The organism is Janibacter terrae NBRC 107853, assembly GCF_001591405.1.
GTDB lineage: Bacteria > Actinomycetota > Actinomycetes > Actinomycetales > Dermatophilaceae > Janibacter > Janibacter terrae.
The window spans coordinates 23609-40788 of sequence record NZ_BCUV01000006.1 but is presented as its reverse complement, the minus strand read 5'-3'; the positions used below and the strand labels follow the sequence as shown (position 1 = coordinate 40788).

Below are 17180 nucleotides of genomic sequence, written 5' to 3'. Positions count from 1 at the left end.
CCACACCGCCCCGATGGAGGCCACGGCCCCGTGAGCACGACGCCGATGGAGCGCGCCGTGCGGACCTGGCTGACCCAGATGGACGTCGAGCGAGGGGTCTCCGCGCACACCCTCTCCGCCTACCGCCGCGACGCCGGACGGTACGTCGAGCACCTCGCGGGGCACGGCATCACCAGTCCCGAGGACGTCACCGAGCTGCACGTGTCCGGCTTCCTGGCGGCGCTGCGCACCGGTGACGACGCCCACCCTCCGCTCGCCGCGAGCTCGGCTGCCCGCACGCTCGTCGCCGTCCGCGGGCTCCACAAGTTCCTCGCCCTCGAGGGTGAGACCACGCACGACCCGGCCGAGGACGTGGCGCCGCCGGCACCCCCTTCGCGCCTGCCCAAGGCCATCGCCCTCGACGAGGTGACCCGGCTGATCGACGCCGCCGGGCTCGGCGACGGGCCCGCACCGCTGCGCGACCGCGCGCTCCTGGAGGTCCTCTACGGCACCGGCGCCCGCATCTCCGAGGCCGTCGGGCTCGACATCGACGACCTCGACCTCGACGTCGGTGCCGCCCGCCTGCTCGGCAAGGGCGGCAAGGAGCGGGTCGTCCCGCTCGGCTCCTACGCGGTGGAGTCCGTGCGCGCGTGGCTCGTGCGCGGCCGGCCGACGCTGTCGGCCAAGGGGAAGGCCGGCCCGGCGGTCTTCCTCAACCAGCGCGGCTCCCGGCTCTCCCGGCAGAGCGCCTGGGGCGTCATCACCACCGCCGCCGGCCGCGCGGGCCTCGAGGGCCACGTCTCGCCGCACACGCTGCGACACTCCTTCGCGACCCACCTGCTCGAGGGCGGCGCGGACGTGCGGGTGGTGCAGGAGCTGCTCGGGCACGCCTCGGTGACGACCACGCAGATCTACACGATGGTCACCGTGCAGCAGCTGCGCGAGGTCTACGCGCAGAGCCACCCCCGTGCCCGCTGATAGGGTCGTCGCTGATCAGCGAGAGGCTGACCGACCGCAGACCCGATGGAGTGATCCGACCTTGGCATCCGAGGTGACGCCACAGCTCGACATCGAGCACGACCAGGCACAGCCCGGTCCCACCGGCCGACCCCTGCCCACCTTCCCGGAGCCGCCGCCGCTGGCGTCGCACGGCCCGGCCCGCATCATCGCGATGTGCAACCAGAAGGGTGGGGTCGGCAAGACGACGACCACGATCAACCTCGGCGCCGCCCTGGCGGAGGCCGGGCGCAAGGTGCTGCTCGTCGACTTCGACCCGCAGGGCGCGCTGTCCGTGGGCCTCGGGGTCCCCACCCACACGCTCGACCTGACGATCTACGACCTGCTCGTCACCCGCGGGCACGAGATCACCGAGATCATCCAGCGCACCGCGGTCCCCGGGCTCCACGTCGCCCCGGCCAACATCGACCTCTCCGCCGCCGAGGTCCAACTCGTCGGCGAGGTCGCGCGCGAGCAGATCCTGGCCCGCGTGCTCCGGCCGGTCCTCGACGACTACGACGTCATCCTCATCGACTGCCAACCCTCCCTCGGCCTGCTGACCGTCAACGCGCTCACCGCGGCGCACGGCGTGGTCATCCCGCTCGAGACCGAGTACTTCGCCATGCGTGGCGTCGCTCTGCTCGTGGAGACGATCGACAAGATCACCGACCGCCTCAACCCGGGCCTCGTCGTCGACGGCATCCTCGCGACGATGTACGACGGCCGCACGCTGCACAGCCGCGAGGTCGTCGGCTCGGTCGTCGAGCACTTCGGCGACAAGGTCTTCCACACGGTCATCTCGCGCACCGTGAAGTTCCCCGACGCGACCCTCGCCGCGGAGCCGATCACGACCTACGCGACCGGCCACTCCGGCGCCAACGCCTACCGACAGCTGGCCCGCGAGCTCATCTCGCGCGGCGGTGCTCCCTGACGACCGTGGAGGGGACTGACACCGCCGTCCCCGGTGGCGTCATCACCAAGCGGGGCGCAGAGCAGGCCTTCACCGTCCACCTGGACAACTTCGAGGGACCCTTCGACCTGCTGCTGGGTCTGATCAGCAAGCACCAGCTGGACATCACCGAGATCGCGCTGGCCAGGGTCACCGACGAGTTCATCGCCCACCTGCGCGCCCTGCAGGCGAGCGACCCGGCGTGGGACCTCGGCCAGACCAGCGAGTTCCTCCTCGTCGCCGCGACGCTGCTCGACATCAAGGCCGCCCGGCTCCTGCCCGACATGCGGGAGACCGACGAGGACGACCTCGAGCTCATCGAGGCGCGGGACCTGCTCTTCGCGCGCCTGCTCCAGTACCGCGCCTTCAAGGACGTCGCGGCGCACTTCGGCGAGACGATGGCGACGACCGGTCGCATGACCCCGCGGCAGGCCGGTCTGGAGCCGCACTTGGCCTCGCTGCTGCCCGAGCTGGTCATCAGCGTCACCCCCGAGCAGCTGGCCATGGTCGCCGCGCGGGCCCTGACCCCCCGGGAGCCCGAGACCGTCGGTCTGGCCCACCTGCACGCGCCCGCGGTGAGCGTGCGCGAGCAGGCCGTCATCGTCGTCGACCGCCTGCGGGAGCAGGGCGCGCTCTCCTTCCGCGAGCTCGTCCGCGACGCGGACTCGACGCTCGTGGTCGTGGCGCGGTTCCTCGCCCTGCTTGAGCTCTTCCGCGACCGGCAGGTCGTCTTCGACCAGCCGGAGGCGCTCGGTGACCTCGAGGTCAGCTGGACCGGCAGCGAGGAGGGCACCGTCGACGTCGGTGCCGAGTTCGACGAAGGGGAGGACCCCCCTTCGTCCGATGAGGAGGATGACGATGAGTGAGGCGCCCCCGGAGCCCGAGGTGGAGGGCGACGACGTCCAGGTCGCCTTCGACGTGGGCGACCTGCCCGGCGGTGCGCGCGGGGCGATCGAGGCCGTGCTGATGATCGTCGAGGAACCGGTCACCGACCACGCCCTCTCCTCCGCGCTCGAGCTGCCCGTGGAGGAGATCCGTGAGCACCTCGCCGCGATCGAGTCCGCCTACGCGGACGGCACGCACGGGTTCACGGTGCGCAACGTCGGTGGGGGATGGCGCTTCTACAGCCACCACGCGTACGCGCCAGTCGTCGAGCGCTTCGTCCTCGACGGCCAGCAGTCCCGCCTGACGACGGCCTCCCTCGAGACGCTCGCCGTGGTCGCCTACCGCCAGCCGATCTCGCGGGCGCGGATCGGCGCCGTCCGCGGCGTCAACGTCGACGGCGTCGTCCGCACGCTCCTCACCCGCGGCCTCATCACCGAGGTCACCAAGGACGAGGAGTCGGGTGCGACCCTGTACGGGACGACGCCCTACTTCCTGGAGCGGATGGGTCTGAACTCGCTCGACGACCTGCCCGCCCTCGCCCCCTATCTCCCCGATGCAGCACTACTCGACGATCTCGTGAATGAGGCCCGGCCATGACCCCTCCCACCAACCGCCGACTCGGAGGCCCCCAGGGCGCGCCCCGGGGCAAGGGACCCCGCAAGCCCCCGCGGCCCGGCCGCCGCAACCAGCCGGAGCGGGGCACGACCGGACGCAGCCGCCAGGGCCAGCCCGACCTCGCACCCGAGCCGCCGCAGGCCCCGACGATCGACGTCCACGACCCCGAGGGCACCCGCCTGCAGAAGGTCCTCGCCGCCGCGGGCATCGGCTCCCGCCGGGCCTGCGAGCTGCTCATCCAGGAGGGTCGCGTCGAGGTCGACGGGCAGGTCGTCACCGAGCTCGGCCTGCGCGTGGACCCCCTGCGCCAGACCGTGCACGTCGACGGTGAGCGCGTCCACCTCGACGAGTCGCGCGTCTACCTCGCCTTCAACAAGCCCGTCGGCGTCGTCACGACGATGTCCGACGAGCTGGGCCGGCTGAGCATCGGCGACTACGTCGCCGGGCGCCCCGAGCGGCTCTTCCACGTCGGTCGCCTCGACGCCGACACGGAGGGCCTGCTCATCCTCACCAACGACGGCGACCTCGCGCACCGGCTGCAGCACCCGGCGCACGGCGTGCTCAAGACGTACATCGCCGAGATCCCCGGCCCCGTGCCCAAGGACCTCGGCAAGCGCCTGCGCGAAGGCGTCCAGCTCGAGGACGGCCCCGTCGCCGTCGATTCCTTCCGGGTCGTCGACTCGCGCCCGGGCAAGGCGATCGTCGAGGTGATCCTCCACGAGGGCCGCAAGCACATCGTGCGGCGCATGCTCGAGCACGTCGGCCACCCGGTCCTCTCGCTCGTGCGCACCCAGGTCGGACCCATCACGCTCGGCACGACCAAGTCCGGCCGGTGGCGCGCCCTCAGCCGGGCGGAGATCGCCGACCTCTACAAGGCTGCGGGACTGTGACGGCGACCTCCGAGGCGAAGGGGGCTGCGTCCGCGCTGCCACCCGTGCACGTCATCGGGACGGGCCTCATCGGGACGAGCATCGGGCTGGCCCTGACGTCCGTCGGCGTCGACGTCACCCTCGAGGACCAGTCCGAGACCTCGGCCGCGCTGGCGCGCGACCTCGGGGCGGGGCGCACCACGGGGGAGGTGCGACCGGGCCTCGTCGTCGTCGCCGGGCCGCCGGACGTCTCGCCCCGCCTCGTGCTCGGCGCCCTCGAGCGCTGGCCCGAGGCCGTCGTCACCGACGTCACCTCTGTCAAGCAGGTGGTCCTCCTCGACCTCATCCGGTCCGGGGTGCCGATCGACCGCTACCTCGGCAGCCACCCGATGGCCGGCCGCGAGCGCTCGGGCGCGATCAGTGCCCGGGCCGACCTCTTCACCGGCCGCGCGTGGGTCCTCTGCCCGCACGACGGCAGCGACCCGAGCGCGACGGCGCTCGTCGCCCGGCTCGCGCAGGCCACCGGCGCCGCGGTCACGACGCTCAGCCCGCAGGAGCACGACGAGGCGGTCGCCGCGGTCTCCCACGTGCCCCAGGTGGCGGCCTCGCTCGTCGCCGCCCGGCTGGAGCACCTCAGCGACCACGCCATCGGCCTGGCCGGCCCGGGCGTACGGGACGTGACCCGCATCGCGGCCAGCGACCCCGGCCTGTGGACCCAGATCCTCTCGGGCAACGCACCGGCCGTCGCCGCCGTCCTGCGTGACGTCGCTGCCGACCTGGGCCGCGTCGTCGACGCCCTCGAGGCGCTCGGCGCGGGGGAGGACGACGTCGCCGACGCCCCCGGCGCGCGTGCCGTGCTCGCCCGCAGCATCGCCGACGGCAACGCCGGCCACGCCCGCATCCCCGGCAAGCACGGTGCCCCGCCCGCGACCTACGCGGTCGTCAGCGTGGTCGTCGACGACCGGCCCGGCGAGGTCGCCCGACTGCTCACCGACATCGGCGCGGCGGGGGTCAACATGGAGGACCTGCGCCTCGACCACGGGCTGGGCCTCCCCTTCGGCCTGGCGGAGGTCTCCGTCCTCCCGGCGGCCGCCGGACCGCTCACCGAGGCGCTCACGGCACGTGGGTGGCGGATCCACAGCTGAGCGACGACTAGGCTGACCCCTCGTGACCAGCCAGCCCGCCCCCTTCGTCATCGCCATCGACGGACCCTCGGGATCCGGCAAGTCCAGCGTCTCGCGCGCCGTGGCCACGCAGCTCGGCGCCGGCTACCTCGACACCGGGGCCATGTACCGAGCCCTCACGTGGTGGTGCCGGCACACCGAGGTCGACCTTCAGGACCCCGCGGCGATCGCCCACGCGGCCCGCGAGCTGCCGCTGCACATCGGTGACGATCCGCAGGCCCCGACGGTGCGCGTCGCCGACATCGACGTCGCCGAAGGGATCCGCACGAGCGAGATCTCCGCGCTCGTCTCGACCGTCGCGACCGTCCCGGACGTGCGCACCGAGATGCAGCAGCGCCAGCGCGAGCTCATCGCCGACATCGCGGGCCGCCACGGTGCCTGCGTCGCGGAGGGGCGTGATGTCACGACCGTCGTCGCCCCCGAGGCACCCGTGCGGATCCTGCTCACCGCGAGCGAGGAGGCCCGGCTGCGCCGCCGCTCGCTCGAGGTGCACGGCACGAGCGACGCGGCAGCGATCGACGCGACCCGCGACCAGGTCGTGCGCCGGGACCGTGACGACTCGACGGTCTCCCAGTTCACCGTCGCCGCGGACGGGGTCGTCGTCGTCGACACCTCGGACCTCGACTTCGACGGGTCGGTCGACGCGGTGATGGCCGTCGTCATCGCCGCGCGCACGAGCTGACCCACCCCGCGGCCCCGGCCGCTGACGGCTGCGACAATGGCCGTGACCACCCCACAGACCAGGAGCATCGTGGACACCACCCCTGACCCCACCGACCCCACCGGGACGGAGGCCGCGGACGCCGAGGGCGTCGAGCGGGTGCTGCGCGCCGGTCTCGAGGACTTCGAGCTGACGCCGGAGGACCGCGCGATCATCGACGGCTTCCAGGAGGACGCGGACGAGACGCCCGCCGGCCCCTTGCCGGTCGTCGCGATCGTCGGCCGACCCAATGTCGGCAAGTCGACCTTCGTCAACCGTGTGCTGCGGCGCCGCGAGGCCGTCGTCGAGGACACCCCCGGTGTCACGCGCGACCGCGTCGCCTACGACGCCGAGTGGTCCGGTCGCCGGTTCACCCTGCTCGACACCGGTGGCTGGGAGATCGGCGCCGAGGGCATCCACCTGCGCGTCGCCGAGCAGGCCGAGGTCGCGATCGAGATGGCCGACGTCGTCGTCTTCGTCGTCGACGCCATCGTCGGCGCGACCGATGACGACGAGGCCGTGGTCAAGCTGCTGCGCAAGTCGGGCAAGCCCGTCGTGCTCGTCGCCAACAAGGTCGACGACCAGCGCTTCGAGGCCGACGCGTCCGCCCTGTGGAACCTCGGCCTGGGCGAGCCCCTCCCCGTCTCCGCGCTGCACGGGCGGGGGAGCGGCGACGCCCTCGACGCGATCCTCGACGTCATGCCGGACGTCTCCGCGAGCGGCAAGGCACAGCCCGAAGGGGGTCCGCGCCGCGTGGCCCTCATCGGCCGTCCCAACGTCGGCAAGTCGAGCCTGCTCAACAAGCTCGCGGGGGAGGATCGGGTCGTCGTCGACGACGTCGCGGGGACCACGCGCGACCCCGTCGACGAGATCATCGAGCTCGGCGGGCGTCCCTGGCGCTTCGTCGACACAGCCGGCATCCGACGCCGCGTGCACCAGACGCGCGGGGCCGACTTCTACGCGTCCCTGCGCACGCAGGCCGCCCTGGAGAAGGCGGAGGTCGCGGTCGTCCTCATCGACACCCACGAGCCGATCACCGAGCAGGACCTGCGCATCATCAGCCAGGTCACCGAGGCCGGGCGCGCGCTCGTCATCGCCTACAACAAGTGGGACCTGATCGACGAGGAGCGTCGCTTCTACCTCGAGCGGGAGATCGAGCGCGATCTCGTCCAGGTGACGTGGGCGCCTCGGGTCAACCTCTCGGCCCACACGGGCCGGCACGTCGACCGGCTCACCCCGGCCCTCGACACCGCTCTCGACTCCTGGGACCGCCGCGTGCCGACCTCCCGGCTGAACTCCGTCCTCGGCGAGATCGCCTCGGCGCACCCGCACCCGATCCGGGGCGGCAAGCAGCCCCGGATCCTCTTCGCGACGCAGGCCTCGACGCGCCCCCCGCGCTTCGTCATCTTCGCCTCGGGTTTCATCGAGGCGGGCTACCGACGCTTCCTCGAGCGCCGGCTGCGCGAGGAGTTCGGCTTCGAGGGCACACCCATCGAGATCAGCGTCCGGGTGCGCGAGAAGCGCGGTCGTCGCTCGTGATCCGGTGTGCCGGGGGCCGATTCGGTACCTGTGGCTGGCGTGGGATAAGGTGACGTTCGCTCCTGAGGGAGCAGCCACGGGCTGTGGCGCAGCTTGGTAGCGCACTTGACTGGGGGTCAAGGGGTCGCAGGTTCAAATCCTGTCAGCCCGACGTTTGTCCTGAGTCGCGACATCGTTGACACGGTGTCGCGGCTCAGGACTTTTTTCGTGGGTTCGCGGGCTTGTCGTCGATGTCGCGACTCACCGGGTTAACGATCACGGGTGGGTGGTTGATAGTCGCGTTCGGGGTCGATGTGGTGCTCGGCCAGCACTTCGCCGGTGTCGGCGTGGCTGGTGATCACGTGGTCGTCGTGGATGAGCATCAGCACGGGTTGGCCTGCGTGGGGGGCGGCCGATGCCCAGGTGGCGCAGCTTGCCGGCGTAGCGCAGGGACACGGTTCCCGAGGTGGCGATCTTGTCGGTTCGGGTGCGCCATTCGGGTTCGCTGGCGGGGGCGGCGGGGGTGGCCTTGGGTAGCGCGGTGTAGGCCGTTGCCGGGGTGCGCCGGCTTATCGATCGGTGTGGCCGTTGGCGGTTGTACCAGTGGGCGAACTCGTCGAGCAGGGCTTGTAGGTCGGCGATGCTCGGGGGGCGGGGACGGGCGCGGAGCCAGCGTTTGAGGGTTTGGTGGAAGCGTTCGATCTGGCTCTCCTGACTGATCCGTGGGTCATTTCCGGCCTGGGAGGACGGGTCGGTGGCCGCCGAGGTTGAGCATGGCGAGGGCGATGAGGGCTTCGGGGGACTTGAAGCCGAAGGCGACGCGGGTGATGAGTCGGATCTTGGTGTTCACGGATTCGATGCGTCCGTTGGACAGGCCGTGCTCGATGGCGGCGAGGATCGAGGCCTTGTGCTTGACGATGCGGCGTTGGAGCTCGACGAAGGCGGGGATGCGGCAGCGTCGGGCCCAGCCGATCCAGCGTTCCAGGGCCGTCTCGGCCTCGTCGGCGGGTAGCTGGAAGACCAGGCGCAGTCCTTCCTTGAGCAGGTAGGCCCGGTGCAGGCGCGGGTCGGTCTTGGCGACCCAGGCGAGCTTGGCCTGCTGCCGGGTGGTGAGGTTCTCGGGGTTCTTCCACAGCGCGTACCGGGCGTGCTTGAGCGCCTTGGCGTGCCCGCTGGCCCGCCCGGCCCGGCGCTGCCGGACGGCGCCGCGGGCTTCGTTCCACGCCTGGCGACGGACCTCGTCCAGGGCGTCGGTGGCCCACTTGACGATGTGGAACGGATCGGCGCAGCGCACCGCGTTCGGGCACCGCTGGGCGACCACGGCGGCGATCCAGTCCGCCCCGTCGGCGCTGACGTGGGTGATCGCGGCGCACCGGTCGGGCCCGAGGGCCTCGAAGAACCTCGCCAGGGTGGGCTTGTCCCGGCCCGGGGCGGCCCAGACGAGCCGGCCGGTGTCGTGGTCGACCACGATCGTGAGGTAGCGGTGGCCCTTCTTGTAGGAGATCTCATCGATGCCGATCCGTCGCAGGCCGGCGAACCGGTCGCCGAGGGCCTCCACGTCGGTCCAGACCCGGGTGATGATCGCCCCGACGGTGCGCCAGGCGATGCGCATCAGCTCGGTGACCGCGGACTTGGAGCACTGCGTGGCCAGCCAGGCCACCTGCTCGTCGAAGACCAGGGTGTGGCCGGCCCCGTGCCTGGCCCACGGGACGGCGGCCACCGTGGGGCCGTGCTGGCGGCAGGCCACCCGCGGGGCGTCGGCCTCGAGGTAGACCTGCACCGTGCCCAGATCCAGGGCCCGCCACCGCCGCCGACCCTCGCCACGGTCGTACCCGGGCGACCTGCGCCCGCACCGTCCGCACCGGCCACGCACCCGAGCCCGGGGACGGACATGAGCCACCAGCAGCTGGTCGTCCTCATCGAACTCGATGTCCTCCACGACCGTCTTCTCGACGCCCAGCAAGGACCGCCATAGGCTTGCGTTCCGCACGCCGTTCTCCGCTCTTCAGGTAACTGACCTCAACAGCCAGAAACCTAGGCAGAGAGCGGCGTGCCCTCGTCAACGGCTCGCGAAAACACCCACGGAAGCGTCAGGAGAGCCTTCGATCTTGCCTTGGGTCTGGGGGTGTCCCGGGTGGCCGTTCTTCTGCTGGATCCAGTGGGCTTCCAAGAGAGCCTGTCAAGTTGTCTGTGTAAGCGATCTGGATCTCGTCGGTTGTTACAGGTAGGCGTTGATGCGGTCTGGATACACGAGGGCGAGTTCTCCCAGGGCGGCTTTCCAGCCTTGGATGACGGAGCCCTCGACGAGCTTGCCGGGGGCCTTGCGGGGAGCGCCTCGGGGCAGTCCGGCTTCCTTGGCTCGTTCGCGGGCCCTCTTGTCCTCGATGTTGCGGATGGCCAGCCACAGCAGCTTGATCGCGGCCGCGTCGCTGGGGAAGTGTCCGCGGTTCTTGATGATCTTGCGCAGCTGGAAGTTCAGCGACTCGATGCTGTTGGTGGTGTAGATGACCTTGCGCAACGCGGGCCCGAACGCCAGGAACGGGGTGAATCGATCCCACGCGTTCTCCCAGGAGGCCACCGCAGCGGGGTACTTCTTGCCCAGATTCGAGTCGGCGAAGGTGGCCAACGCGATCAGCGCCGCGTCCTCGTTGACCGCGGTGTAGATCGGGCGCAGCAGTGCCGCGACGGCCTTGCGGTCGCTGTAAGAGACGAATCGCATCGAGGCTCGGATCAGGTGCACCACGCACGTTTGGACCATCGCCTGGGACCAGGTCGCCTCGATGGCCTCGGGGAAGCCGGTCAGACCGTCGCAGCAGACGATCAGCACGTCCTTGATGCCGCGGTTGGCCAGCTGGGAGCACACGCTGGCCCAGAACTTCGCGCCTTCGCTGGCTTGGACCCAGATGCCCAGGACGTGCTTGACGCCGTCCATATCCACCCCGACGGCGATGTGCGCGGCGCGGTTGGTCACGTGTGCGCCGTCGCGGATCTTGACCACCAGAGCGTCGAGGTAGATCACCGGGTAGAACGCCTCCAACGGGCGGGTCTGCCACGCGGTGACCTCCTCGGCGACGGCGTCGGTGACGTTGCTGATCGTCTCGTGGGACAGCTCGGTGCCCAGCGTCGCGGCCAGGTGGTGCTGGATGTCGCGGATGGTCATCCCGCCGGCGTACAGCGAGATGATCATGTCTTCCAGGCCACCTAGGCGTCGGGCGCCCTTGGGCACCAACGCCGAGGCGAAGCTGGAGTTGCGATCCCGCGGCTGGTCCAGGCCGATGTCCCCGACCTCGGTGCCTACCGTCTTCGGTGTCCTGCCGTTGCGCGAGTTGCCCGAACCATTCCCTCCCGGGTCGCCCTTCTCATACCCGAGGTGGTCGGTCAGCTCGGCGTCCATCCCACGCTCGAGGACGGCCTTGATCATCTCGGGCAGGAACCCGCCCTCACCCGTGAGCGAGACGCCTCGTTCATCGGTGGCGGACATCAGTTTGTCGAGCATCTCGTCGTCGAAGAGCTCACGACGAAGCCGTCGAGCCTCCGGCTCCTGCTCGGACTCGCCCTTCTTCGGCCTGGTCATAGCCATAGTCAATCTCCTCAGTAGGAGACCCGCCCCTTACACAGACAATCTGACACCCCCTTCCAAGAGTTTCTCGAAGCCGTTGCGCCCCGCGGCCTCGTAGGTCAGACAGGCCGCGCGCCGTGGCCCGCGAGGCATCCCGGCGGTTCTCGTGCCGGGAGCGCCAACGACCCCGCCCGTGTGAGCCGATGGCGCCCCGGACCACCGCGACCGCACCAACCGCCCCCGAGTCGGTGACGACGGCCGCGGGCAGAGCAGCACGACGAGACCTCGACGCTGTCCTCGACGAGGTGGCCCACGCTGGGCGCCTGAGGCCCTGCCAGAGGTACCCCGACTCGTTGACCCATACCGGCCGAGTCGCGCCGTCTCTGTGGGCGGTAGCGACGTCCCTGTGCATGGTCTACTCGGCCCTCGACGCCTGTCACGCCTACGCCGAGGAGGCGGGCGAGGCGTGGCACGTGTCGGGCGCCGGGACCGGAGCGCGAGCGACGGCCGGGAGGCGGACGGCGGGTGACGCCCGGCTGCGTGGTCCCGGGTCAGCCGGGACCGGGGTGGGGCGTTGGAATGTAGGTGACCTGTATCACGTTCGTAGGACGTTGGGCGCACCGGGCGCCTCCCTACGAAAGTTTGGGTGAGTACATGGACGACAACGCCGTGATGGACAGGCTGCGTGGCACGGAGGAGGAGGCGGCCCTCTTGGCCGTGGCCGAGGGCGGGGGTCAGGTCTGGCCCGGCGCAGTGGACAAGGTGACGGGCGGCCGTCGGGCGACGGTGGGCGCCGTGTCGGCCTTGCAGGATCTCGGGTTGGTCGATCGCGAGCAGTCCGCCGCCTATGAAGTGACACTGACCCGGCGGGGCCGCCGCGTCGCCGAGCGGATCACTGACAGTCGAACGGACGGGCGGGACAGAGCGGACGCTGTCAGGCTCGGTCTGCTGCGGTGGTTGAAGGCACGCACCGAGCGGCCGGGGACGGCCGACCTGTACGCCGAGGACGAGGAGGCGACGGCCTACGGAGTCCCGTTCACGGTGGAGGAGATCCGGCACGCGGTCGCCTTCCTCCGAGAGCACTCGCTCATCGTCGGGACGGGGTCCATGCAAGGGCCGTTCCTGCGTCCCGGGCTGACGCCCGAGGGGCGCAACGCGGTGGACTCGGGGTTGGCCGTCTCGGACCACGTCCGCGGTGGTCCGTCCTCCCAGACGTTCAACAACACCGCGAACTTTCACGGCGGCAACGTCGCAGGGGTGCAGGTCGGTGGACAGGGCAACAGCATGGACGTCGTCATGACTGTGACGAACGAGGAGCGGACCCAAGTCCTCGCAGGGCTCGCCGAGGTGTGCCAGACGCTCGACGACGCCGGGGTGACCTCGCCGGAGGTGCGCGAGGCGGTGGAGGCGATCCACGAGGAGGCAGCCAAGCCCGACGCGAGTCGGCCCGCGCTGCGCGAGCGGATCACCGAGGCGGTGGCCGTCGCGGCCGTGACCGAGGGTGCGCCAGTCATCCTGCAGGGGCTCGGCGCGCTTCTCGCGATGATCCCCATGTGAGCCTCACAGGGCCTCTCACAAATGACCGTGGTGCTGGACACGGACAAGCCCATCACCGGGGACATCATCGTCCTGGCGGTGCCCTACCCGGCCGTCGCCGACGTCCTCGCGCAGCCCGGTGCCGAGCTCGACGGCAAGATCGTCGTCGACATCACCAACCCGCTGAACTTCGAGACCTTCGACCCGTTGGTCGTCGCTGCGGACAACTCTGCCGCCGCCGAGATCGCAGGGAAGCTGCCGCGCTCCCGAGTGCTCAAGGCCTTCACACCACATTCGCCGCCACGCTGGCCACGGGTGATGCCGGGCCGCTGACCACGACGGTCCTGGTGGCCGGCGACGACGCCGACGCGAAGGCCACGCTGACCGGTGTCATCACGGCAGCCGGCCTGAAGGTCATCGATGCCGGTGGCCTGAAGCGGGCACGGGAGATGGAGGCGCTCGGCTTCCTGCAGATCAGCTTGGCGGCCGCGGAGAAGATCCCGTGGACCGGCGGCTTCGGGATCGTGGACTGAGCGGTCAGCGCGGCGAGGCGGCCCGCACCGTCGGCGTCCCGACCGACTCGTCGGCCGCGACGGCGTCGATCTCGGTGACGAGCCGGGCGAACTCCTCGTCGTCCACCGTCACCCCGGCGGCGTCGAGGCCCTCGCGCAGCTTGTCGGCGATCTTCGCCTCGCCCGCGCTGTAGTCCCACGACGTCGCGGTGTCGACCGCCTTCTGCGCCGCCTCGCGGGCGGCGTCCATCTCCTCGGCAGAGTGCTGGGTCATCGGCTTCGTCCTATCGCTCGCGTGTGGTCGCCCTCGACCTACCCCCGACCCCGCGATCCATGCACCGCTGCCCCGGCGGCGGGTGCCCGATCTCGTGCCTCGCGGAGGGGTCGCCTGTCAGCACAGGGGTCTAGCCTCGGTGCGGTGAGCACCTCGACTGCCGCCCCGACCATCTCGACCGTCGGTGGGCTGCGTGCCGCCGGCCACGTCGCCAAGCCCCTGCGGGTGGAGCTGCGCGACAACCTCCTCGCGCGCCTGCGCGCCGGCGAGGACCCGTGGCCCGGGCTGCACGGGTACGCGGACACCGTCATCCCGCAGGTCGAGCGAGCCCTGCTCGCCGGGCACGACATCGTCCTCCTCGGCGAGCGTGGGCAGGGCAAGACCCGGTTGCTGCGCACGATCGCCGGGTTGCTCGACGAGTGGACCCCGGTCATCGAGGGCTCCGCGCTCGCGGAGCACCCCTTCGAGCCGATCACCCACGCCTCCCGGCGGCGCGCGGAGGAGCTGGGCGACTCCCTTCCCGTCGTGTGGCGCCACCGCGACGAGCGCTATGTCGAAAAGCTGGCCACCCCCGACACCTCCGTGGCGGACCTCATCGGTGACGTCGACCCGATGAAGGTCGCCGAGGGCCGTGCCCTCGGCGACCCCGAGACGATCCACTTCGGGCTCATCCCGCGCAGCCACCGCGGCATCGTGACGATCAACGAGCTGCCGGACCTCGCCGAGCGCATCCAGGTCGCGATGCTCAACGTCATGGAGGAGCGTGACATCCAGGTCCGCGGGTACGTCCTGCGTCTGCCTCTCGACGTGCTCGTCCTGGCCAGCGCCAACCCCGAGGACTACACCAACCGCGGGCGGATCATCACGCCGCTCAAGGACCGCTTCGGGGCCGAGATCCGCACGCACTACCCGCGCGAGCTCGAGTCGGAGATCGCGGTGACCCGGCAGGAGGCCCACCTCGTCGCGCACGTGCCCGACCACCTCCTCGAGGTCCTCGCCCGGTTCACCCGCAACCTGCGCGAGTCCTCGGCCGTCGACCAGCGCAGCGGGGTGAGCGCGCGGTTCACGATCGCCGGGGCGGAGACCGTCGCCGCGTCCGCCCTGCACCGGGCGGCCCGGCAGGACGAAGGGGAGGCCGTCGCCCGGGTCGTCGACCTGGAGACCGCGGTCGAGGTCCTCGGCGGCAAGATCGAGTTCGAGAGCGGCGAGGAGGGGCGGGAGCACGAGATCCTCACCCACCTGCTCCGGACCGCGGTCGCGGACACCGTTCGACACCTCGTGCGGGGGATCGACTTCGGGCCGCTCGTGCGCGCCGTCGAGGAGGGGGCCGAGATCGCCACCGGTGAGCAGGTGACCGCCCACGACTTCCTCGACGGGCTGCCCGCGCTCGGGGAGTCCGATCTCTACGACGAGGTCTTCGAGCGACTGGGCTCCGACTCCGAGGGGGAGCGTGCAGCGGCCCTCGAGCTGGCCCTCGAGGGGCTGTACCTCGCCCGCAAGATCGGCAAGGACACGGCGGGGGGCGAGACCGTGTATGGCCAGTAGCAGTCGATTCCGCCGCTACGACGGCGGCGACCCGCTCGCCCCGCCCGTCGACATCGCCGAGGCCCTCGACGCCATCGGCGACCGGGTCATGGGCGGCTCCTCGCCCGAGCGCGCCCTGCAGGAGTTCCTGCGCCGTGGCGGGAGTGGCCGGACGGGGCTGGACGACCTGGCGCGACGGGTCAACGAGCGCCGGCGCGAGCTCCTCCAGCAGCACGGCCTCGACGGCACCCTGCGCGAGGTCCGCGAGCTGCTCGACCGCGCGGTCCTCGAGGAGCGCAAGCAGCTGGCCCGCGACGCGCACCTCGACGACCTCGAGCGCGGCTTCGCCCAGATGCGCCTGGACAACCTCCCCTCCTCGACGGCCGCAGCAGTGGACGAGCTGCAGGACTACCCGTGGCAGTCCTCGCAGGCACGAGCCGACTACGAGCGGATCAAGGACCTGCTCGGCCGCGAGGTCCTCGACCAGCGGTTCGCGGGGATGAAGCAGGCGCTCGAGGGCGCCACCGACGAGGACCGGGCGGCGATCGACGCGATGCTGCGCGACCTCAACGAGCTGCTCGAGAAGCACGCCCGCGGCGAGGACACCCCGGAGGACTTCGCGCAGTTCATGGACCGGCACGGGGACTTCTTCCCGGAGGGGCCGCAGGACGTCGAGGAACTGATCGACGCCATGGCGCAGCGGGCCGCCGCAGGCCAGCGCTTGCTCAACTCGATGACCCCTGAGCAGCGCGAGGAGCTCATGCAGCTCTCGGCACAGGCCTTCGGGTCGCCGGCACTCATGGAGTCGTTGAGCCGGCTCGACGGCAACCTCCGGGCCCTGCGACCCGGTGAGGACTGGGGTGGCGCCGAGCAGCTGTCCGGCGACGAGGGCCTCGGGCTCGGCGACGGCACGGGTCTCCTCCAGGACATCGCCCGGCTCGACGCGCTGGGAGAGCAGCTCTCCCAGTCCTACGGCGGTGCCCGGCTCGACGACATCGACCTCGACGAGCTCGCCCGGCAGCTCGGCGAGCAGGCGGCCGTCGACGCGCGTGCCCTCCGCGACCTCGAGCAGGCCCTGCGGACGAGCGGCTCCGTGCGCCGGGACTCGCAGGGACAGCTGCGCCTCACCCCCAAGGCCATGCGCCAGCTGGGCAGGTCCCTCCTGCGTGACATCGCCCAGCGCATGTCCGGGCGCCAGGGCCAGCGTGACCTGCGTCAGGCCGGCGCGGCAGGGGAGCGGTCTGGGGCGACCCGTCCGTGGGAGTTCGGCGACACCGAGCCGTGGGACATCCCCCGCACGGTGCTCAACGGGGTCCTGCGCCGGGCTGCCGACGGCGGCACCCGGGCGATCACCACCGACGACATCGAGGTCTCCGAGACCGAGGCCCGCACGCAGGCAGCCGTCGCGCTGCTCGTCGACACCTCCTTCTCCATGGCGATGGACGGGCGCTGGGTCCCGATGAAGCGCACGGCCCTGGCGCTGCACACGCTCATCCGCACCCGGTTCCGCGGGGACCACCTGCAGCTCATCGGCTTCGGCCGGTACGCCTCGGTCATGGACGTCGAGGAGCTCACGGAGCTCGATGCCTTCTGGGACAAGGGGACCAATCTCCACCACGCGCTGCTGCTCGCCAACCGTCACTTCCGCAAGCACCCGTCGGCGCAGCCGGTCCTGCTCGTGGTCACCGACGGTGAGCCGACCGCGCACCTCGAGCCGGGGGGTGAGACCTTCTTCGACTACCCGCCGCACCCGCTGACGATCGCCGTCACCGTCCGCGAGCTCGACAACGCCGCGCGCCTCGGCGCCCAGACGACCTTCTTCCGCCTCGGTGAGGACCCTGGACTGGCACGGTTCGTCGAGACCCTCGCGCGACGCGCCGGTGGCCGGGTGGTCGCCCCGGAGCTCGACGACCTCGGGGCGGCCGTCGTCGGCTCCTACCTCGGCTCGCGTCGTCCGGGCGGCGCCGACGAGTCGAGGTACGGGGACTGGTTCGGCGGACGCGGGTTCTGGTTCGGGACCTGACGTCGCGTCACGGCACCAGGTAGTCGCTGTCCCGCGCGTCGGTGACCGCCATCATCC

16 protein-coding genes, 1 tRNA gene and 1 pseudogene are annotated in these 17180 nt (G+C 71.4%); 14 read left to right on the top strand and 4 right to left on the bottom strand.

Annotated features, from left to right (window positions below):
• Window positions 1-45: 45 nt before the first annotated feature.
• The 9 genes from JT1_RS05480 (at window position 46) to JT1_RS05440 (ending at window position 7867) form a co-directional block, all read left to right on the top strand.
• Window positions 46-957 (top strand): site-specific tyrosine recombinase XerD, encoded by a 912-nt coding sequence (locus JT1_RS05480; protein ID WP_068324390.1) that lies wholly within the window; start codon window positions 46-48, stop codon window positions 955-957.
• Window positions 958-1030: 73 nt separating this feature from the next.
• Window positions 1031-1906, top strand: a complete 876-nt coding sequence (locus JT1_RS05475) for a ParA family protein (RefSeq protein ID WP_245634684.1) — start codon at window positions 1031-1033, stop codon at window positions 1904-1906.
• A gap of 5 nt (window positions 1907-1911) precedes the next feature.
• Window positions 1912-2790 (top strand): segregation and condensation protein A, encoded by an 879-nt coding sequence (locus tag JT1_RS05470; protein WP_255218262.1) that lies wholly within the window; start codon window positions 1912-1914, stop codon window positions 2788-2790.
• On the top strand, window positions 2783-3406 hold the full coding sequence (gene scpB / locus JT1_RS05465; protein ID WP_068325388.1) for an SMC-Scp complex subunit ScpB: 624 nt from the start codon (window positions 2783-2785) through the stop codon (window positions 3404-3406). The genes JT1_RS05470 and scpB overlap by 8 nt, the downstream gene beginning before the upstream one ends.
• Complete coding sequence (locus tag JT1_RS05460; protein WP_068324385.1) at window positions 3403-4314, top strand: pseudouridine synthase; 912 nt, start codon at window positions 3403-3405, stop codon at window positions 4312-4314. Before scpB ends, JT1_RS05460 begins: the two co-directional genes overlap by 4 nt.
• Window positions 4311-5438: a prephenate dehydrogenase gene (locus JT1_RS05455; RefSeq protein ID WP_082807494.1), complete on the top strand. Its 1128-nt coding sequence runs from the start codon at window positions 4311-4313 to the stop codon at window positions 5436-5438. Before JT1_RS05460 ends, JT1_RS05455 begins: the two co-directional genes overlap by 4 nt.
• Window positions 5439-5460: 22 nt before the next feature.
• Window positions 5461-6159, top strand: coding sequence for a (d)CMP kinase (gene cmk / locus JT1_RS18875; RefSeq protein WP_068324382.1), 699 nt, complete (start codon window positions 5461-5463; stop codon window positions 6157-6159).
• Between the two features lie 36 nt (window positions 6160-6195).
• A complete protein-coding gene (gene der / locus JT1_RS05445) occupies window positions 6196-7716 on the top strand; it encodes a ribosome biogenesis GTPase Der (protein WP_439645742.1) in 1521 nt (506 codons plus the stop codon).
• Window positions 7717-7793: 77 nt separating this feature from the next.
• Window positions 7794-7867, top strand: a tRNA-Pro gene (locus JT1_RS05440).
• A gap of 443 nt (window positions 7868-8310) precedes the next feature.
• Here JT1_RS05440 and JT1_RS19130 read toward each other — a convergent pair.
• The 3 genes and pseudogenes from JT1_RS19130 to JT1_RS05430 form a co-directional block, all read right to left on the bottom strand.
• Window positions 8311-8397, bottom strand: a pseudogene (locus tag JT1_RS19130) (integrase core domain-containing protein); the annotation flags it as partial.
• 25 nt (window positions 8398-8422) lie between these two features.
• A complete protein-coding gene (locus JT1_RS05435) occupies window positions 8423-9685 on the bottom strand; it encodes an ISL3-like element ISTesp2 family transposase (protein ID WP_032491516.1) in 1263 nt (420 codons plus the stop codon).
• Window positions 9686-9913: 228 nt separating this feature from the next.
• Window positions 9914-11191 carry an IS256 family transposase gene (locus tag JT1_RS05430; protein WP_439645745.1) on the bottom strand — a complete coding sequence of 426 codons (1278 nt, stop codon included), beginning with the start codon at window positions 11189-11191 and terminating at the stop codon, window positions 9914-9916.
• A 717-nt stretch (window positions 11192-11908) separates the two neighbouring features.
• Here JT1_RS05430 and JT1_RS17715 point away from each other — a divergent pair.
• The 3 genes from JT1_RS17715 to JT1_RS18865 are packed head-to-tail and all read left to right on the top strand — an operon-like array spanning window position 11909 to window position 13323.
• The gene (locus JT1_RS17715; RefSeq protein WP_082807493.1) at window positions 11909-12811 is read left to right on the top strand and encodes a hypothetical protein; all 903 of its coding nucleotides are present in this window, start codon (window positions 11909-11911) and stop codon (window positions 12809-12811) included.
• A gap of 21 nt (window positions 12812-12832) precedes the next feature.
• Entirely contained in the window at window positions 12833-13123 is a 291-nt protein-coding gene (locus tag JT1_RS18870) for an NAD(P)-binding domain-containing protein (protein WP_255218261.1), read from the top strand.
• Window positions 13124-13137: 14 nt separating this feature from the next.
• Window positions 13138-13323 (top strand): NAD(P)-binding domain-containing protein, encoded by a 186-nt coding sequence (locus JT1_RS18865; RefSeq protein WP_255218260.1) that lies wholly within the window; start codon window positions 13138-13140, stop codon window positions 13321-13323.
• 4 nt (window positions 13324-13327) lie between these two features.
• Here the strand turns inward: JT1_RS18865 and JT1_RS05420 are convergent, their stop codons facing one another.
• Window positions 13328-13576, bottom strand: coding sequence for a DUF3775 domain-containing protein (locus tag JT1_RS05420; RefSeq protein ID WP_068324374.1), 249 nt, complete (start codon window positions 13574-13576; stop codon window positions 13328-13330).
• Between the two features lie 144 nt (window positions 13577-13720).
• Here JT1_RS05420 and JT1_RS05415 point away from each other — a divergent pair, with 144 nt between their 5' ends.
• Together JT1_RS05415 and JT1_RS05410 are read left to right on the top strand one after the other, a co-directional pair.
• Complete coding sequence (locus JT1_RS05415) at window positions 13721-15121, top strand: MoxR family ATPase (protein WP_068324371.1); 1401 nt, start codon at window positions 13721-13723, stop codon at window positions 15119-15121.
• Window positions 15111-17123 (top strand): vWA domain-containing protein, encoded by a 2013-nt coding sequence (locus JT1_RS05410; RefSeq protein WP_068324368.1) that lies wholly within the window; start codon window positions 15111-15113, stop codon window positions 17121-17123. Before JT1_RS05415 ends, JT1_RS05410 begins: the two co-directional genes overlap by 11 nt.
• The last annotated feature ends 57 nt before the right edge of the window (window positions 17124-17180 follow it).